Annotated in this window: 17 protein-coding genes; 4 read left to right on the forward strand and 13 right to left on the reverse strand. The window is 65.1% G+C overall.

The window, feature by feature from the left end:
- The first annotated feature begins 112 nt into the window (after nt 1-112).
- Together HV766_RS18780 and argF are read left to right on the forward strand one after the other, a co-directional pair.
- Nucleotides 113-1,294, forward strand: coding sequence for an aspartate aminotransferase family protein (locus HV766_RS18780; protein ID WP_175181683.1), 1,182 nt, complete (start codon nt 113-115; stop codon nt 1,292-1,294).
- Nucleotides 1,295-1,352: 58 nt separating this feature from the next.
- Nucleotides 1,353-2,294 (forward strand): ornithine carbamoyltransferase, encoded by a 942-nt coding sequence (gene argF / locus HV766_RS18785; protein ID WP_054451338.1) that lies wholly within the window; start codon nt 1,353-1,355, stop codon nt 2,292-2,294.
- 134 nt (nt 2,295-2,428) lie between these two features.
- On the opposite strand, the gene HV766_RS18790 is transcribed toward argF, so the two are convergent.
- From HV766_RS18790 to HV766_RS18820, 7 genes are all read right to left on the reverse strand, one after another.
- On the reverse strand, nt 2,429-3,151 hold the full coding sequence (locus HV766_RS18790; RefSeq protein WP_175181684.1) for an amino acid ABC transporter ATP-binding protein: 723 nt from the start codon (nt 3,149-3,151) through the stop codon (nt 2,429-2,431).
- Nucleotides 3,148-3,900: an amino acid ABC transporter permease gene (locus HV766_RS18795; RefSeq protein ID WP_125473605.1), complete on the reverse strand. Its 753-nt coding sequence runs from the start codon at nt 3,898-3,900 to the stop codon at nt 3,148-3,150. The genes HV766_RS18790 and HV766_RS18795 overlap by 4 nt, the downstream gene beginning before the upstream one ends.
- A gap of 72 nt (nt 3,901-3,972) precedes the next feature.
- A complete protein-coding gene (locus tag HV766_RS18800) occupies nt 3,973-4,749 on the reverse strand; it encodes a basic amino acid ABC transporter substrate-binding protein (RefSeq protein WP_125473604.1) in 777 nt (258 codons plus the stop codon).
- Between the two features lie 317 nt (nt 4,750-5,066).
- Nucleotides 5,067-5,630 (reverse strand): DUF4286 family protein, encoded by a 564-nt coding sequence (locus HV766_RS18805; RefSeq protein WP_175162639.1) that lies wholly within the window; start codon nt 5,628-5,630, stop codon nt 5,067-5,069.
- 11 nt (nt 5,631-5,641) lie between these two features.
- Nucleotides 5,642-6,172: a carboxymuconolactone decarboxylase family protein gene (locus HV766_RS18810; protein WP_054451135.1), complete on the reverse strand. Its 531-nt coding sequence runs from the start codon at nt 6,170-6,172 to the stop codon at nt 5,642-5,644.
- Between the two features lie 2 nt (nt 6,173-6,174).
- Complete coding sequence (locus HV766_RS18815) at nt 6,175-7,128, reverse strand: Bug family tripartite tricarboxylate transporter substrate binding protein (RefSeq protein ID WP_119450511.1); 954 nt, start codon at nt 7,126-7,128, stop codon at nt 6,175-6,177.
- A 70-nt stretch (nt 7,129-7,198) separates the two neighbouring features.
- Nucleotides 7,199-8,065: an amidohydrolase family protein gene (locus HV766_RS18820; protein WP_175181685.1), complete on the reverse strand. Its 867-nt coding sequence runs from the start codon at nt 8,063-8,065 to the stop codon at nt 7,199-7,201.
- A gap of 97 nt (nt 8,066-8,162) precedes the next feature.
- Here HV766_RS18820 and HV766_RS18825 point away from each other — a divergent pair, with 97 nt between their 5' ends.
- Complete coding sequence (locus tag HV766_RS18825) at nt 8,163-9,089, forward strand: LysR family transcriptional regulator (RefSeq protein ID WP_175181686.1); 927 nt, start codon at nt 8,163-8,165, stop codon at nt 9,087-9,089.
- 82 nt (nt 9,090-9,171) lie between these two features.
- Nucleotides 9,172-10,512, forward strand: a complete 1,341-nt coding sequence (gene argG / locus HV766_RS18830) for an argininosuccinate synthase (protein WP_013392627.1) — start codon at nt 9,172-9,174, stop codon at nt 10,510-10,512.
- 353 nt (nt 10,513-10,865) lie between these two features.
- On the opposite strand, the gene HV766_RS18835 is transcribed toward argG, so the two are convergent.
- The 6 genes from HV766_RS18835 to HV766_RS18860 form a co-directional block, all read right to left on the reverse strand.
- A complete protein-coding gene (locus HV766_RS18835; RefSeq protein WP_054451132.1) occupies nt 10,866-12,794 on the reverse strand; it encodes a potassium transporter Kup in 1,929 nt (642 codons plus the stop codon).
- The gene (locus HV766_RS18840) at nt 12,791-13,906 is read right to left on the reverse strand and encodes a sensor histidine kinase (RefSeq protein ID WP_225589140.1); all 1,116 of its coding nucleotides are present in this window, start codon (nt 13,904-13,906) and stop codon (nt 12,791-12,793) included. The genes HV766_RS18835 and HV766_RS18840 overlap by 4 nt, the downstream gene beginning before the upstream one ends.
- Before the next feature lie 66 nt (nt 13,907-13,972).
- Nucleotides 13,973-14,644 carry a response regulator transcription factor gene (locus HV766_RS18845; protein WP_006218435.1) on the reverse strand — a complete coding sequence of 224 codons (672 nt, stop codon included), beginning with the start codon at nt 14,642-14,644 and terminating at the stop codon, nt 13,973-13,975.
- Nucleotides 14,645-14,709: 65 nt separating this feature from the next.
- A complete protein-coding gene (locus HV766_RS18850) occupies nt 14,710-15,192 on the reverse strand; it encodes an ExbD/TolR family protein (RefSeq protein WP_054451131.1) in 483 nt (160 codons plus the stop codon).
- The gene (locus tag HV766_RS18855; protein WP_054451130.1) at nt 15,192-16,187 is read right to left on the reverse strand and encodes a MotA/TolQ/ExbB proton channel family protein; all 996 of its coding nucleotides are present in this window, start codon (nt 16,185-16,187) and stop codon (nt 15,192-15,194) included. The genes HV766_RS18850 and HV766_RS18855 overlap by 1 nt, the downstream gene beginning before the upstream one ends.
- Nucleotide 16,188: 1 nt before the next feature.
- Nucleotides 16,189-16,995, reverse strand: coding sequence for an energy transducer TonB (locus HV766_RS18860; RefSeq protein ID WP_054451129.1), 807 nt, complete (start codon nt 16,993-16,995; stop codon nt 16,189-16,191).
- Between the last annotated feature and the right edge of the window lie 15 nt (nt 16,996-17,010).

The following is a 17,010-nucleotide window of genomic DNA, read 5'->3' on the forward strand; positions in this document are numbered from 1 at the left end:
AAAGCGATTCGCCTGGGAAAACGAGCTGCCGGCGTTGCCAAACCCGGCGGCATCCCACGGGGACTCCGGCAGAGTCCCGGCGCAATCCGCTTCATCCACGGGAGGATCCGCGATGACTTCGCCTCTGGCCAATATCTACGCCCGGCTGCCGGTATCGTTCACGCACGGCCAGGGCGTCTGGCTGTGGGACGCCGAAGGCCGCAAGTACCTGGACGCGCTGGCCGGCATCGGGGTGTCCTGCCTGGGCCACGCCCATCCGAAACTGGTGGCCGCCATCAGCGAGCAGGCCGCCCGCGTCATCCATACCTCGAACATCTACGAAGTGCCGCAGCAGACTGCGTTGGCCGCTCGTCTGACGCAACTGTCGGGCATGCAGGAGGTCGCATTCAACAACAGCGGCTCCGAGGCCAACGAAGCCGCGATCAAGCTGGCGCGTTATTACGCGTACCAGCGCGGCAACAAGCACGCCCACATCATCACGATGGATTCGTCCTGGCATGGCCGCACGCTGGCCACGCTGGCGGCCACGGGCAGCGAAAAGGCGCGCAAGGGCTTCGAGCCCCTGCCCTCGGGCTTCATCCAGGTGCCCTACAACAGCGTGGACGCGGTGCGCGCCGCCGGCGACGCCGAGCCGCGCGTGGCCGCGGTGCTGCTGGAAGTGCTGCAGGGCGAAGGCGGGATCCGCCCCTCCGACATCGCCTATCTGCAGGAAGTGCGCCGGCTGTGCACCGAGCGCGGCTGGCTGCTGATGATCGACGAAGTCCAGTCCGGCATCGGCCGCACCGGCAAATGGTTCGCCCACCAGTGGGCCGATATCGTCCCCGACGTCATGACGCTGGCCAAGGGCCTGGCGGGCGGCGTGCCCATCGGCGCCATGCTGGCCGCCGGCCCGGCCGCGGGCGTATTCACGCCAGGCAGTCATGGCACCACCTTCGGCGGCGGCCCGCTGGTCTGTGCGGCCGGGCTGGCCGTGCTGGATGCGCTGGAATCCGAAAACCTGCTCGCCAACGCCCACGATGTAGGCAATTACCTGAAAGCCGCCCTGGCCGATGCGCTGGCCGGCGTCGCGGGCGTCACCGACATCCGCGGCCGCGGCCTGATGCTGGGCATCGAGCTGGCGCGCCCCTGCGGCGTGCTGGCCCTGCGCGCCATGCAGGCCGGCCTGCTCATCAACGTCACGCGCGACCGCGTGATCCGCATGCTGCCGCCACTGATCCTCAACCGCGACGAAGCCGACCGCATCGTCGCCATCCTGGTTCCGCTCATCCAGGAATTCCTGGCCGAAACACCATAAAATCAACGTCCCGCCCGGGCCATGAGCCTGGCCGGGCCCCATGACCTGCGACATCACCATGACACCTCCCACGACTCAAAACGGCCCGCTGCGGCACTTCCTGCAGTTCAAGGACTTCTCGTCCGCCGAGATCGCCTACGTGCTGGACCGCGCGCGCCTGATCAAGGACAAGTTCAAACGCTACGAACCCCACATGCCGCTGCATGACCGCACGCTGGCAATGGTGTTTGAAAAGGCCAGCACGCGCACCCGCGTGTCGTTCGAGGCCGGCATGTACCAGATGGGAGGTTCGGTCATCAACCTGACCTCCAACGATTCGCAGCTGGGCCGCTCCGAGCCCATCGAAGACACCGCGCGCGTCATCTCGCGCATGGTCGACATCGTCATGATCCGCACGTTCGAGCAGACCCGCATCGAGCGCTTCGCCTCGCACTCGCGCGTGCCGGTGATCAACGGCCTGACCAACGAATTCCATCCCTGCCAGATCCTGGCGGACATCTTCACCTACATCGAGCACCGCGGCCCTATCGCCGGCAAGACGGTGGCCTGGGTGGGCGACGCCAACAACATGGCCTACACCTGGCTGCAAGCCGCGGAAATGCTGGGCTTCACGCTGCACGTGTCCACCCCGGCCGGGTACGAGCTCGAAGCCTCGCGCATCGGCACGCCGCCCGCCACGGTGCTGCGCCAGTTCAAGGATCCCATGGAAGCCTGCAAGGGCGCGCACCTGGTCACCACCGACGTCTGGACCAGCATGGGCTATGAAGCCGAAAACGAAGAGCGCCGCGCCGCTTTCGCCGACTGGTGCGTGGACGCCGAAATGATGGCCGCCGCCGATCCCCAGGCCGTGTTCATGCACTGCCTGCCCGCTCACCGCGGCGAGGAAGTCACCGGCGAAGTCATCGACGGCCCGCAAAGCGTGGTCTGGGACGAAGCCGAAAACCGCCTGCACGTGCAGAAGGCGCTGATGGAATTCCTGCTGCTGGGCCAGATCAAGTAAAAGGCCACCGCATGCAAGAAAGGCCTGCGCACCGACGGATGCGCAGGCCTTTCTTGCGTTCAAGGCAGGCTGGCAGATGGGAAGAGGCCCCCCATCCACCATCGGGACAACGGCAACAATTGGCGCCTGGACAATTAAAGAACCTTGCGCAAGAAGTCCCGAGTACGTTCATGGCGCGGCTCACCCAGCACTTGCTGCGGCGGCCCCTCTTCCATGATTACGCCCTGATCGATGAACAACACTCGATCTGACACTTCCTGCGCAAAGCCCATCTCATGCGTCACCACAACCATGGTCATGCCCTCTTGCGCCAACGCCTTCATCACTGTCAGCACCTCACCGACGAGTTCGGGATCGAGCGCCGAGGTCGGCTCATCAAACAGCATGACTTTCGGCTCCATCGCCAACGCGCGCGCAATGGCCACACGCTGCTGCTGACCGCCCGACAACTGATTTGGAAAAGCGTCGATCTTTTCCAGCAGACCGACTTTCTGCAGCAGCCTTTCGGCCAACAGCACGGCTTCTCGACGGGATGCTCTCTTGACTTCAACCGGCGCCATGATCAGGTTTTCCAGCACTGACATGTGCGGGAACAGATTGAATCGCTGAAACACCATGCCCATGGTGGAACGCAGCGCGTTCAGATCGACCTTGGAGTCATTGACCTTGACGCCGTCGACGATAATCTCGCCATCGTTCGCTTCTTCCAGGCCGTTGAGGCACCGCAGAAACGTGCTCTTGCCGGAACCGGACGGACCGATCATACAGACCACTTCACTCTCTTTGATATCGCAGTCGATACCACGCAGGATATGAGCCTGGCCAAATTGCTTTTGCAGGTTTCTGACGTGTATCACCGTGCATCCCCTTTGCCATAGCGGGTTTCAAGATGCCGGACGAGCGCCGACAACAGCAGCGTAATACCCCAGTAGATCAGCGAAATCGTCAGATACGGTTCCCAGTAGCGGGCATAGGCGCCGGACACCGTGCGTGCCGCATACGCCAGTTCCGCCAGGCCGATCGCCGACGCCAACGAGGAATCCTTGACTATGGCAATGGCGTTATTGCCCAGCGGCGGCAACATGCGGCGGAAAGCCTGCGGCAGCACCACCTTGCGCAACGTCTTCATGTAGCTCATGCCGAGTGAGCGCGACGCTTCACTTTGGCCACGATCGATCGACTGGATGCCGGCGCGAAAAATCTCCGACACATAAGCGCCTGAATTGAGCGTGATCGCCAGCACCGCCGATGTGAACGCGCCGTATTGCGAGCGAACTTCACGCGCGATATCGCCGCTCAGGATCAAACCGTCGCTGGGATTGATAAGCAGCGGCATCAGCGCGAAGTGAATCAGCAGAATCTGCACGAACAGCGGCGTGCCACGCACGAAACTGACGTAGATGCGTACGGGCCACTGCACCATATGACGCAGGAAGTATTTCCAGAAACCGTGGCGCGCTTGCGCCAGGCGGCCTACGCCCAAAGCCAGGCCCCAGCACGTCCCCGTGATCACACAGATCAGCGCGACCTTGATGGTCATCCACGTGCCCTCGACAAACAAGGGCAGATACTCGCCGATGATTTCCCATTGAAAGAGAGAATTCATGAATGGAATCCGGATATGAATTCGCTCACGGTCCGCGGCGAGACCGTGGGCATGAAAAGGTCCGTACGTGGCTTACAGCGGCAGCGCCGGCACGTTGAGGTCGAACCATTCCTTGTAGATCTTGGCGTAGGTGCCGTCGGCAACTATCTTCTTCAAACCGGTATTGATCTTGCCTTGCAGTTCGCTGTTGCCCTTCTTGACGGCGATACCGAAGTACTGGCGCGTGAACTTGGCGTCGTTGACCACCTTGAATTGCTTTTCAGGATGGCTCTTGATGTAGAACTTGATCACGCCGACATCGCCGATCGCGGCATCGATACCGCCTCGATACAGCTCTTCCAGCATCAGCGGCGTATTGTCGAAACGGTGAATGGCCGTATTGGACTTGCCGATCTCTTCAGAGATGACGATGTCGCCTGCTGTTGAGTTGACCACGCCGACTTGCAAGGTCTTCAGGTCAGCCAGTGCGGCAACCTTATTGTCGGCGCCAGTGATGATGACTTGCTCCGCCGGGAAATAGGGCAGCGAAAAGTCGACCATCTTGGCGCGCTTTTCAGTGATGGTAATGCCGGAGATGATGATGTCGCGGTCGCCCTGGCCCAGGGTGGCGAAGATGCCTTCCCATGGCGTGCTGACCAGCTTGATCTTGAAGCCGGATGCGTAGGCGATGGCCTTGATGATATCGATGTCGAAGCCGACCAGTTCCTTGCTCGGCGTTTCGAACTCAAAGGGCCGGTAGGTGCCCCCTGCACCGACGACGTAAGTCTGATCGGCAGCAGTGACATTGGTAACGGACAACGTCACTGCTAGGGCACAGCTCGCGAGCGCGAAAAAATTCTTGAACGACATGGTTTTCTCCCTGGGATGAAGGCGGTGACGAACACCAACCTGCTCTTGACGGCCGACAAGCAAAGGACGCGCGGACTTCGCCGCGCTCAGACCCTGCTTCGTTGCGGGACTCGCATTTGCACGAACCGCCGGGATACTCCCGGCTGCGCGAAACTCGGCATGTTCCGGCGCTCGTTTCTATGCGTCAACTTATAAATTATTGATTTTTATAGAAAAAAAATAGATTTACCAAACAGATTTTGCACCGAATCGACAACCGGCTCGGCGCTCTCGTTACGCGGGCCGGGCAGTGCCTGCCCAGCCATTCTGCATCCGGCCTACAGAATCCGTTTGAACATGGTCCGGCGCGTATTGCGGAACGACGGACGCACACGGCCGCTCCAGTCGCTGGCGCGCACCGCCAGCCAGGGCGGGCTGCCAAAGGTTTCGCGCGTGTGCAGGTCGTAGCAGGCCAGATAGCGCGGCGACTCGTCGCGGCACTCATAGCGCATGGCGCGCACCGTGCCAGGCACCGATGCCAGGCCCGGCAGGTGCTCCTGGTCGTACCAGGCATTCAGGTCGGCGTCGGCCTCGGGCAGCACGTCGGTTTCGACGATGTAATGCCACGGCGCGTCCTGCCCCGCCGAAGCGCCTGCCAGGTCCAGCGTCAGGTGCAGCACGCGGCTGTGCGCGCCCGGGAAGCTCTCGGCCAGGCGCGCCTGCGCTTCGGGCAGAGCCGCCGCCGATCCGCGCAGATAGACGTAGGTTTCGTCCTCTTCCACGGCGGCGTACGCGGCGGCGCGCAGGCCTTCCAATCCCTGGGTCAAGGTCTGTTCAAGTTCGCGTGCGCGCGGTTCGTCGAAGCGCTCGCCCAGCGACACCAGCAATACGGTTTCCTGCACTCCAGTCTCCTTTAATGTCCTACGCGCAAGGCCACCAGGAAGCGCGACACCATGTTGTACGCGCCCACGGTCGCCGCCAGTTCCACCAACTGCGTGTCATCGTAGCGCGCGCGCAGCGGCGCGAACACGGCGTCCGGCACCTCGATGTCGCGCGTCATGGCGTCCGTCAGCGCCAGCACTTCGGCCTCGCCGGCTTCCAGGCCTTGCAGTTCCGACGGCGCCGGACCGCCGCGCAACGCGTCCACCAGCGCCTGCGGCATGCCGGCAGCCAGCGCGTGCGGCACATGCGCCTCGAACTCATACGGTGCGTTGTTCAAGGTCGCCACGCGCAGGATGATCAGCTCGCGCAGACGCGGCGGCACCGCCGTGTTCAGGCGGATCGCGGTCAGCATGGCTTCCCAGCCCTGGACCACGGCCGGACTGTTCAACAGCACCTGGTACAGCGGCGAGATGCGCCCCCGCGCAGCCGATATCCGCGCCTCGATCGCGGCCAGTTCCGGGCGGCTGCCCGGCGTCACCAGCCCTACTCTGCATGCGTTCATCTTCACTCCGGACGGATGTTCTTGCGCTGGATCAGCGAGGTCCACTTTTCGCGGTCGGACGCGATCAGGGCAGCCAGTTCCTGCGGGCTGCCGGGCGCGGCCTGGGCGCCGAACTTCTCCAGGCGGGCGCGCACGCTCTCCGTGTTCAGCGCGGCGCGCACGGCCTGGTTGAGCTTGTCGATCGTGGCCGGCGGCGTGGCGGCCGGCGCGACGATGCCGTACCAGTTGTTGGACTCCACGCCGGCGATGCCCTGCTCGGCCAGGGTCTTGACCTCGGGCAGCAGCGGATGGCGGGTCGGCGCGGCGATGCCCAGGGGCTTCAACTTGCCGCCCTGGATATGGCCGATCAGGCCCGGCACGTCGCCGAAGAAGCCGGACACCTGGTTGCCCATCACGTCATTGATGACCGGCGCCGCGCCCTTGTATGGCACGTGCATCACGTTCGCCTTGCTGGAATCGGCGAACATTTCCAGGGTCAGGTGGGGAATGCTGCCGATGCCCGACGAGCCGATCGCGACCGATTGCGAGGCGGCCTGCGACTTCTTGACGAAGTCCGCCGCGTCGACCGCCGGATTGGACGGATTGACCACGAACACCGTGGCGTTGTTGACCACCTTGGACACCGGCGCGAAATCGCGCACGGGGTCATACGGCAGGTCCTTGTACAGCGCCGGGCTGATCGCGACCGCGCCCACGCTGGTCAGGAATAGCACCGAGCCGTCGGCGGGCGCCTTGGCCACGTAGGCCGCGGCGATGTTGCCGTTGGCGCCGGCCTTGTTCTCCACGATGACCTGCTGCTTGAGCTCCTTGCCCAATTGCTCGGCCAGCACCCGGCCGACCAGATCCACCGGCCCGCCAGGCGGGAAGGCAATGATGAGGCGCACCGGCCCATCGGCATGGGCGGATCCCAGGGCGGCCAGGCTCAGCAGGCCGGCGGACAGTATTTTCTTGAACATGGTGTCTCCTGATTGAATGGAATTTTCTTGTCGTTCGCGCGCCGCCTGATGGCGGTGGCGTTTGCCGCGCCTACTCGAATCCGTACAGCCGCGCCGGGTTGTCCACCAGGATGCGCTGGCGCAAGGCCGCATCGGGACAAGCTTCAAAAAACAGGTCGACCAGCTCGCCGTCGTCGGGCATATCGCCCGACACGTTCGGATGCGGCCAGTCCGTGCCCCACAGGCAGCGGTCGGGCAACGCCTCGGCCAGCGCGCGCACAAAGGGCAGGCCCTCCGCGAACGGCCGCTTGCCCGATGCGATGCGGTCGATGCCCGACACCTTGACCCAGGCCTGCGGCACCTGCGCCAACCCCAGCAGCGCCTGCATCGCAGGCGACGCCAAGCCATCGCCCGCCTTCAACCGCCCCATGTGGTCGACCACGAAGGGCAGCGGCAGCGCGGCCAGGCGCGGCAGCAGCCCCGGCAGCATCGCGCCGTCCAGGTGCAGGCACAGATGCCAGCCCAACGGCGCGATCAGCGCCACGACCCGGTCGAAGACCGCCGGATCCGGCGCGCCGCCCAAATGCGGCACGAAGTTGAAACGGGCCGCGCGCACGCCGCCCTCATGCAATTGCCTGACGCCGGCCTCGGTCGCATCCGCTCCCAGCAGCGCCACGCCGCGATAGCGGCCGCCGCTTTGGGCCAGCGCGTCCAGCAAGGCGCGGTGGTCCGAGCCATGGCAGTTGGCCTGCACCACCACCGCGCGCTCCACACCCAGGCGACTGTGCAGCGCCGCCATGGCCTGGTAAGGCGCATCCGGCGGCGTGTACGAGCGCCCCTCGGCGTACGGAAACACGTCGGCCGGCCCGAACACGTGGCAATGCGCATCGCAGGCGCCCGGCGGCAAGGCGTGGCGGGGACGGGAGGGCGCGGCTAGCGGAGGACGGCAATCGGGCACGGGCGGGTTCCTGCGTTGAAAACGCCATGGTCCCGGATTGCCCGCCGCCCAACAATGCTATATCTTTGATTTCAGATATAGATTTTCCAAATATCCGATGGACCTCAAGCAGATCGAATACTTCCTGCGCGTGGCCGAGAGGCGCAGCTTCTCGCGCGCGGCCGAAATGCTGGACGTGGCGCAACCCACGCTCAGCCGCCAGGTCCGCCTGCTGGAACTGGAGCTCGGCCAGCATCTGCTCTACCGCAACGGCCGCGGCGCCGAACCCACCGAAGCCGGCCTGCGCTTCCTGGAGCATGCCCGCGCCCTGCTGACCCTGGCCGAACGCGCCAAGGAGGACCTGCAGACCCTGCGCGAGACGCCCACGGGCAAGGTCGTGGTCGGCCTGCCGCCCCGCATCGCGCGCGTGCTCACGCCCCCGCTGGTGCAGGCCTTCCGCCGCAGCTTCCCCGAGGCCTCCATCGCCGTTGCTGAAGGCCTCAGCGCCCAGGTGCGCGAATGGCTGCTGGCCGGCCGCGTCGACCTGGCCCTGCTCTACGACCCCGCGCCCTCGCCCCAGTTGGCCTACGAATCGCTGTTCCGCGAGGACCTGGTGCTGGTGGCCGCGGCCGGCCACCAGCCCGCGCTGCCCCCGCGCGTCACCGTGGCCCAACTGGGCGACTACCCGCTGGTGGTGCCCAGCCTGCCCAACGCCATCCGCACCCTGGTCGAAAGCGTGTGCCGCGCCCAGGGCGTACGTCTGACCATCGCCGTCGAGGTGGACGCCGTCCAGACCATCGTCGAACTGGCCGCCCAGGGCGACGCCTACGCCATCCTGCCGCGCTCGGCCGCACGCGGCCCGGCGGCGGAACATGAGCTGTCGTTGTGCGACATCGTCGACCCGACCATCACCAATGATCTGGTGCTGGCCAGCGCCCGCCACCGCCCCGCCACCCGGCTGGCCGCCGCCACCGCGCTCCTGATCCGCCAGCTGGAGCTGCCGGCCCTGTTCGCCCCGGCGGCCCGACCGCGGCAAAAGAGTTAAAATAGCGTCCGTTTCTCTTGTTTGGCGGCTAGCAGCTGTCAAAGTCTGCTGTCCAAGTCCTGTTGGCGTCTCACTTCAAACAATGACCACTATCCTCCCGAACCTTCCCACCGGCCAGAAGGTCGGCATCGCCTTCTCCGGCGGCCTCGACACCAGCGCAGCGCTCCTCTGGATGCGCAACAACGGCGCCATCCCCTACGCCTACACCGCGAACCTGGGCCAGCCCGACGAGTCCGACTACGACGAGATCCCGCGCAAGGCCATGGCCTACGGCGCTGAAAAGGCCCGCCTGATCGACTGCCGCGCGCAGATGGTGGCCGAAGGCATCGCCGCCCTGCAATCGGGCGCGTTCCACATCTCGACCGCCGGCATCACCTACTTCAACACCACCCCCATCGGCCGCGCAGTGACCGGCACGATGCTGGTGGCCGCCATGAAGGAAGACGACGTCAACATCTGGGGCGACGGCAGTACCTTCAAGGGCAACGACATCGAGCGCTTCTACCGCTACGGCCTGCTGACCAACCCGGACCTGAAGATCTACAAGCCCTGGCTGGACCAGCGCTTCATCGATGAGCTCGGCGGCCGTTCGGAAATGTCCGAGTACATGCGCCAGGCCGGCTTCGACTACAAGATGTCGGCTGAAAAGGCCTACTCCACCGACTCCAACCTGCTGGGCGCCACCCACGAAGCCAAGGACCTGGAGCACCTGAACTCCGGCATCCGCATCGTCAAGCCCATCATGGGCGTCGCCTTCTGGCGCGACGACGTCGCCGTCAAGGCCGAGGAAGTCACCGTCCGCTTCGAGGAAGGCCACCCGGTCGCCCTGAATGGCGTGGAATACAGCGACCCCGTCGAACTGATGCTCGAAGCCAACCGCATCGGCGGCCGCCACGGCCTGGGCATGAGCGACCAGATCGAAAACCGCATCATCGAAGCCAAGAGCCGCGGCATCTACGAAGCCCCGGGCCTGGCCCTGCTGTTCATCGCCTACGAGCGCCTGGTCACCGGCATCCACAACGAAGACACCATCGAGCAGTACCGCGAAAGCGGCCGCAAGCTCGGCCGCCTGCTGTACCAGGGCCGTTGGTTCGACCCGCAAGCCATCATGCTGCGCGAAGCCGCCCAACGCTGGGTCGCCCGCGCCGTCACCGGCGAAGTCACCATCGAACTGCGCCGCGGCAACGACTACTCGCTGCTGAACACGGAATCGCCCAACCTGACCTACGCCCCCGAGCGCCTGTCCATGGAAAAGGTCGAAAACGCCCCGTTCACGCCCGCGGACCGCATTGGCCAGCTCACCATGCGCAACCTCGACATCGTCGACACCCGCGGCAAGCTCTTCACCTACGTGAAGACCGGCCTGCTCGCCTCCTCCGGCAGCTCGCTGCCGCAGCTGAGCGACGAAGGCAAGAAGAAGTAATTCTTCAACGCCAAAAACCAGAAAGCCCTTCGGCACGCCGAAGGGCTTTTTGTTTGGCGAAGAGCGATCGGGCGCCAACCTCGATGAATCGGGCGCCAACCTCGATGAGAGCGAGCCCACTAAAGACAGTCACGACCAGCGCGCAGCGTCATCACCTACCGCAAGACACCGCGTAAGCCCCCAAAGGCCGCCTGCGCGGCCGGCCGGGGGCGAGCCCCGCAAGATCGTCCACCACACCCCACCCTAGGCGAGAACGCCAAGCACACCGCCCTCCCCAGCAACGGGACACATTCAGCCGACGCCGCCCCAGGCGCCAACAGAATGCAAATCACCACCAAGGAGCAAGCAAGAGCCTAAAGCTCCACCTGCATCCCCATCTCCACCACCCGATTAGCCGGAATCTTGAAGAACTTGGTACTCCGAGTAGAGTTCCGCGCCATGAACGAAAACACCGCCCGCCGCCAGCGCCACAGCGCCGGCTTCTTCGCCGCCACCACCGTCTGCCGCGACAGGAAGTAGGAAGTCCGCATCGGCTCCAGATCGATCTCCGGATACGCCTCGGCCACCAGCCGCAGCGCCTCCGGCACATCCGGATCTTCCTTGAAGCCGTAGTTGATCGTCGCCTGCCAACTGGACGCCGACAGCTTGGTCACGGAGAAGCGCTCCTCGGGCGAAACATAGGGCACGTCCGCCACCAGAATGGTCAGGAACAGCACATGGTCATGCAGCACCTTGTTGTGCTTCAGGTTGTGCAGCAGCGCCGGCGGCACATTGCCCGAGTTCATCGTCATGAAGATGGCCGTGCCCGGCACGCGCGACGGCGGGTACTCTTCGAGCTGCGCCATGAATTCCTTGAGCGGCTGGCGGTCCCGCTGCTGCATCTCCGACAGCAGCCGGCGGCCGCGGCGCCACGTCATCATCAGCGTGAACACCACTATCGCCACCAGCAGCGGCAGCCAGCCGCCCTCGTGGATCTTGAACACGTTGGCCGAGAACAGCAGCACATCGAACAACAGCAACAGGCCCAGCGCCACCATCCACAGCACACGCTTGATGCCGGTCGAACCGCGCGGCAACACCGCGAAAGCCAGCACCGACGTCGTGAACATCGTCCCCGTGACCGCGAAGCCATAAGCGGCAGCCAGGTTGTCCGAATTGCGGAACAGCAGGACCAGGATCAGCACCGCGCACAGCAGCAGCGCATTGACCTGCGGCAGATAGATCTGGCCCTTCTCGATGGCCGACGTATGCAGGATCTGCATGCGCGGCCAGAAGCCCAGCTGCACCGCCTGGCGCGTGACCGAATAAGCGCCCGAAATCACCGCCTGCGACGCCACGATGGTCGCAATGGTGGCCAACGCCACCAGCGGGGCCAGCCCCCACTCCGGCGCCATCATGAAGAACGGATTGCGGATCGCGGTCGGATCGCGCAACAACAGCGCGCCCTGGCCGAAATAGCACAGCGTCAGGGCCGGCAGCACCATGCTGAACCAGGCGCGGCGGATCGCCGGACGGCCGAAGTGGCCCATGTCGGCATACAGCGCCTCGGCGCCGGTCAAGGCCAGCACCACCGCCCCCAGCAGCACGAAACTGATCCACGGAAACTCGACGATGAAACGCAAACCCCACATCGGATTCAAGGCCCGCAGCACTTCCGGCGTCTGCCAGATCTGCCAGCCGCCCAGCGCCGCCAGCGTGCCGAACCACAACAGCATCACCGGACCGAACAGCTTGCCCATGGCGCCCGTGCCGTGCGACTGGATCGCGAACAGCGCAATCAGCACCACCAGCGACAGCGGCACGACCCAGGCATCCAGCTGATGCGACACGATGCCTATCCCTTCGAGCGCCGACAGCACTGAAATGGCTGGCGTGATCATGCTGTCGCCGTAGAACAGCGCCGCGCCGAAAATTCCCAGCACGATCAGCACCCAGCGCAGCTTGCCTTCACGCCCGCGCACCGCCAGTTCCAGCAAGGCCAGCGTGCCGCCCTCGCCGCGGTTGTCGGCGCGCAGCACCAGCGTCACGTACTTGAACGACACCACCACCATCAGCATCCAGAACAGGATGGACAGCACGCCCAGCAGGTGGGCAGGCTCCAGGTCGGTGTGCACGCTCAGTCCCGTCAGACAGGCACGCAGCGTATACAAGGGACTAGTGCCGATATCGCCGTACACCACGCCCAGCGCCCCCATGATGAGGGCGGCCCGCGACGATGGCGCGTGCCCGCCGAGTGTTTGCCCGTTGGACGACGAAGGAACGCTGGCCGAACCTTGGCTCATGATGTAGGTTCTTGACGAGTAAGTTGGGCGCCCTTGCGGGGGCCGGGAAACACGACGGACAGCCGTGTTCCTGAAAAGTCCGGACGGCTGGTGAGTTTCCACCAGGCGCCATGCGCGTGCGCGATTTCCCGCACGATGGCAAGTCCCAGGCCCGACCCGCCCGCGGTCGCGGTGGGAGAACGGTAGAAGGCCTCGAACACCCGTTCGCGCTCATCGGGAGAAATGCCCGGCCCATCGTCCTCCACGGTCAGCGAAGGCGGATTGGCGCCGACGATCAGCGTGATGCGGCCGGTCTTGTTGCCATAGCGCAGCGCGTTGTCGATGAGATTGCCCAGCAGTTCGGCCAGCAGCAAGGGATCGGCGTCGATCCAGATGGGCGCGTCCGGCGCGACCAGATCCAGCTCGTAGTGCGCCTCGCGCACCCGCGGAAACCATTCCGCGCCGTTCGCCCGCACCCATTCGCAAAGGTCGATGCGCACGAAGCTGTCCTGCGGACGGGCGTTAGGATCGGCGCGCGCCAGAACCAGCAACTGCTGCCCCAGGCGGATCATGCGGTCGCTCACCGCCTTGATGCGTTCGGCCCGCGCGCGCACGTCGTCGGGCAAGGGGCGCGCCAGCATCAATTCCGACTCCAGGCGCAACCCCGACAAAGGCGTGCGCAGCTGGTGCGCCGCATGGCCGATGAAGCGGCGCTGCGCCGCCAGCGAGGCATCCAGGCGCAGCAGCAGATCATTGGTGTGCGTGACCAGTGGCTCGATTTCGACCGGCACGCCGGCCACTTCCAGCGGCTGCATGTCGTCGATGGAGCGTTGCCGGATTTCTTCGGACAGGTGGTTGACCGACCGCAGCCCCGAACGCACGCCCTGCATCACCACCCAGGTGAACAGCGCGATCAACGCGACCTGCCCCACCACCATCAGCCAGAAGAAATCTTCCAGCATCCAGAGCGACATGTCGATCTTGTGCGTGATGACCCAGGTGGCCGCCAAGTCCAACAGGACCAGCAGGAGGATCGGCGGCATCAGGCGGATGACCAGATGCCGCGCCAGCGAACGGGAGGGAAGCAAGGGGCGGGAAACCGGAGTAGCGGTAGGAGTGCGTTCCTGCATCATGACGCAATGCCCTCGCCTAGGCGTATGGATGCGCGCGGCCGGTGCGACGCGGCCGCAGCCGGCCCGTCAGGCCGTTTCCACATCCAGCATGTAGCCAAAGCCGCGCACCGTTTGAATGCTGGCACCAGTGCCTTCCAGGCGCTTGCGCAGGCGGTACACGTAGACTTCGACGGCGTTTTCGCTGAAATCGGCATCCCAGGCCGACAGCGAGTTCACGATCTGGCGCTTGGTCACGACGCGACCGACACGGGCCATCAGCATTTCCAGCACGGAAAGCTCGCGCACCGACAGCGACAGGCGCTGGCCATTGGCGCGGACTTCGCGGCCAACGGTGTCGAACACCAGCGGGCCGACTTCAATCAGGGGCTGCGCCTGGCCGGCGCGGCGCCGGCCGAAGGCGCGCACGCGCGCCGCCAGTTCGGGCAGTTCGAAAGGTTTGGTGACGTAGTCGTCCGCCCCGGCGTCCAGGCCGGCGACGCGGTCCTCGATGCCATCGCGGGCGGTGAGGATCAACACGGGAACCTGGTTGCCGTCCTGGCGCAATTGCCGCAGCACGTCCAGCCCGCTCATGCCCGGAAGGTTGAGGTCGAGCAGCATGAGGTCGTAAGGCTGACCCGCCAAGGCGCCCAGAACCCGGTCGCCCTCGGTCAGCCAGTCGACCGCATAGCCTTGGTCGGCCAGAAATTCCTGGAGCGCGTGGCCCAGGGTGGTGTCGTCTTCGATTACCAGAACTCGCATGCGGCGATTCTAGCGCGATCCCGGCCGGAACGGGGCGCGAAATGCGCCCCGGGGCCGGGAAGCGTTCAAGGTGCGGACGGAGCCGGGGCGGCCCCGGCCGCAGCGGGCGCTGCGGAGCCGGCGACGCCGCCGGACGGAGGCGTGGTCACGAACCCGATGCGCGTCATGCCCGAACGGCGGGCCGAAGCCATGACCTTGGCCAGGGTCTCGTAACGCGTGTTCTGGTCCGCGCGGATGCGGATCTCGGGTTGCGGCTTGGTGCCGGCGATCGACTTGAAGCGGTTGGGCAGGTCATCGATATTGACCGGCTTCTCGTCCCAGAACAGCGCCCCGCTGGCATCGATCGCCAGGTCGACGGTCTTGGGTTCTTCCTCGATCTGCTCGGCGGCCACCTGGGGCATGTTGATCTTGATCGAATGCGCCAGCAGCGGCGCGGTGATGATGAAGATCACCAGCAGCACCAGCATCACGTCGATCAGGGGCACCATATTGATCTCGGAAACCGTATGGCTTCCGGATCCCTTGCCCTCGAAGCTGCCAAAGGCCATTATTCGCTCCCGCGTTGAGCCGCAGCGCCGTTGCCGTTCTGGCGGCGCAGGGCGCGCACCTTGCCGTCGGACAGAGCGACCTGCTGGCCGGTGGTCAGGAACGCGAACAAGTCATGCGCAAAGGCATCCAGGCGCGACAGGAACACGCGGTTGTTGCGCACAAAGGTGTTGTAGGCCAGCACCGCGGGAATGGCGACCGCCAGGCCCAGGCCCGTCATGATCAGCGCTTCGCCCACCGGACCGGCGATGCGGTTGATGGTCACGCCGTCGGACAGGCCGATGCCGACCAGAGCATGGTACACGCCCCACACCGTGCCGAACAGGCCCACGAACGGCGCCGTCGAACCCACCGAAGCCAGCACGGTCAGGCCGTTTTCCAGCTTCGCGGTTTCTTCGTCGATGACCTTGCGCATGGTGCGCGTGACGAAATCGGAGTTGCTGCCCGACTCTTCAAGCTTGGTCGCGCCGAACTTGTTGTGATGCGCCTGCGCATGCATGGCGTGACTGGCCAGGTGCGAGAACGGATCGCGCGCGCCATGCGTGACGATTTCGTTTTCGACCTGTTCGAGCGAGCTGGCGTTCCAGAACTTGTTCAGGAAGTCCGCGGAGCGCTTGCGCATGCTGACGTTGCTCGCGACCTTGACCAGGATCAGGTACCAGGTCACAAGCGACATCAGGATCAGGATGATGAACAGGCCCTTGCCGACGAAGTCGCTTTGCGCGATGAAGTGCATGAAGCCCATGTCGGGGACCGCGGCGGGGGCCGGCGCGGCAGGCAGCGCCGAGGGCAGCGCGGCGGCGGCGCCGTGCAGCGCGTCGGCCGATTGCTGGACAGCGCCGGCGGCTTGCTGAGCCGTGGCACCGACCGCCGAGGCGGCTTGTTGAGCTGCGGGCGCGGCCGCAGCCGCGGCAGGCGCAGCGGCGGCGGCAGCCGGCGCTGCCGGGCTGGTGGTCGCCTGCGCCACCAGGGTGGCGCTATGCAGTGCGTTGGACATCTCAGTTCCTCATTACGAAATCGAACGGAATTTTGGCTTTGGCGGGATAGGCCACGCCGTTACGGGTATACGGTTTGAAACGACCCTTGCGGGCGGCTGCCAGCGCCGATTCGTCCAGGCGCGGAAAGCCCGAGGACGCATCGATGGTTGCCCGCTCGACCAGCCCCTGGGTGTTGATCTCGACCAGCACCACCACGCGCCCCTCTTCCCGCATGCGGCGCGATGCCATCGGGTAATTGGGCATGGGGCGCGCCCCCTGGAATTCGATGCTGGATACCAGCACCGGCTGATCCGGCGGCGGCCCTTGCTGCGGCCCTTGCGGCGCCTGCGTGCCTTCGGGCGCGCCACTGGGCGGCGCCTTTGGCGCTTCCGGCTTGGGCTCGACCTTGACGTCCTGCTTGGGCTCGGGTTTGGGTTTAGGCTTGGGTGGCGGCTTGGGCTTGGGTTTGGGCGCCGGCATCGGCGGCTTTTCAACCACCGGCTCCGGTTCGGGTTCAGGTTCCGGCTCGGGCTTGAGTTCAGGCTCCGGTTCGGGCTCGACCTCGGGCTGCGGCGGCTCGGGCGGAGTTTCCGTCACCGGCTGCGGCTCCTCGGGAGTGGGCTCGGCCTTGGCGATCTGGGGAATGGGCGCATCCACCACGCTCACCATGATGGCTTCGGGTTCTTCGAGTTCAGGACGATTCTCGGGTGCCATGAAGATGGCGCCTACCACTGCCGCATGCAGCGCCAGGACCGTCAGGCCAGCGCCTGCGCGTATACCGAATGAAGAGCGCGAAGAAGAATTCCAACCGCGTTGAAAACTAGGCATGAATCAGCCAGGGTG

Source organism: Achromobacter aegrifaciens (assembly GCF_902859735.1).
In the GTDB taxonomy this organism is placed as follows: Bacteria; Pseudomonadota; Gammaproteobacteria; order Burkholderiales; family Burkholderiaceae_B; genus Achromobacter; species Achromobacter aegrifaciens.

Bases quoted from the DNA above. Each gene is read 5' to 3' on its own strand.
- HV766_RS18780 (WP_175181683.1), top strand. From the start codon at position 113: ATGACTTCGCCTCTGGCCAATATCTACGCCCGGCTGCCGGTATCGTTC.
- argF (WP_054451338.1), top strand. From the start codon at position 1,353: ATGACACCTCCCACGACTCAAAACGGCCCGCTGCGGCACTTCCTGCAG.
- HV766_RS18795 (WP_125473605.1), bottom strand. From the start codon at position 3,900: ATGAATTCTCTCTTTCAATGGGAAATCATCGGCGAGTATCTGCCCTTG.
- HV766_RS18800 (WP_125473604.1), bottom strand. From the start codon at position 4,749: ATGTCGTTCAAGAATTTTTTCGCGCTCGCGAGCTGTGCCCTAGCAGTG.
- HV766_RS18810 (WP_054451135.1), bottom strand. From the start codon at position 6,172: ATGAACGCATGCAGAGTAGGGCTGGTGACGCCGGGCAGCCGCCCGGAA.
- HV766_RS18815 (WP_119450511.1), bottom strand. From the start codon at position 7,128: ATGTTCAAGAAAATACTGTCCGCCGGCCTGCTGAGCCTGGCCGCCCTG.
- HV766_RS18825 (WP_175181686.1), top strand. From the start codon at position 8,163: ATGGACCTCAAGCAGATCGAATACTTCCTGCGCGTGGCCGAGAGGCGC.
- argG (WP_013392627.1), top strand. From the start codon at position 9,172: ATGACCACTATCCTCCCGAACCTTCCCACCGGCCAGAAGGTCGGCATC.
- HV766_RS18835 (WP_054451132.1), bottom strand. From the start codon at position 12,794: ATGAGCCAAGGTTCGGCCAGCGTTCCTTCGTCGTCCAACGGGCAAACA.
- HV766_RS18840 (WP_225589140.1), bottom strand. From the start codon at position 13,906: ATGATGCAGGAACGCACTCCTACCGCTACTCCGGTTTCCCGCCCCTTG.
- HV766_RS18845 (WP_006218435.1), bottom strand. From the start codon at position 14,644: ATGCGAGTTCTGGTAATCGAAGACGACACCACCCTGGGCCACGCGCTC.
- HV766_RS18850 (WP_054451131.1), bottom strand. From the start codon at position 15,192: ATGGCCTTTGGCAGCTTCGAGGGCAAGGGATCCGGAAGCCATACGGTT.
- HV766_RS18855 (WP_054451130.1), bottom strand. From the start codon at position 16,187: ATGTCCAACGCACTGCATAGCGCCACCCTGGTGGCGCAGGCGACCACC.
- HV766_RS18860 (WP_054451129.1), bottom strand. From the start codon at position 16,995: ATGCCTAGTTTTCAACGCGGTTGGAATTCTTCTTCGCGCTCTTCATTC.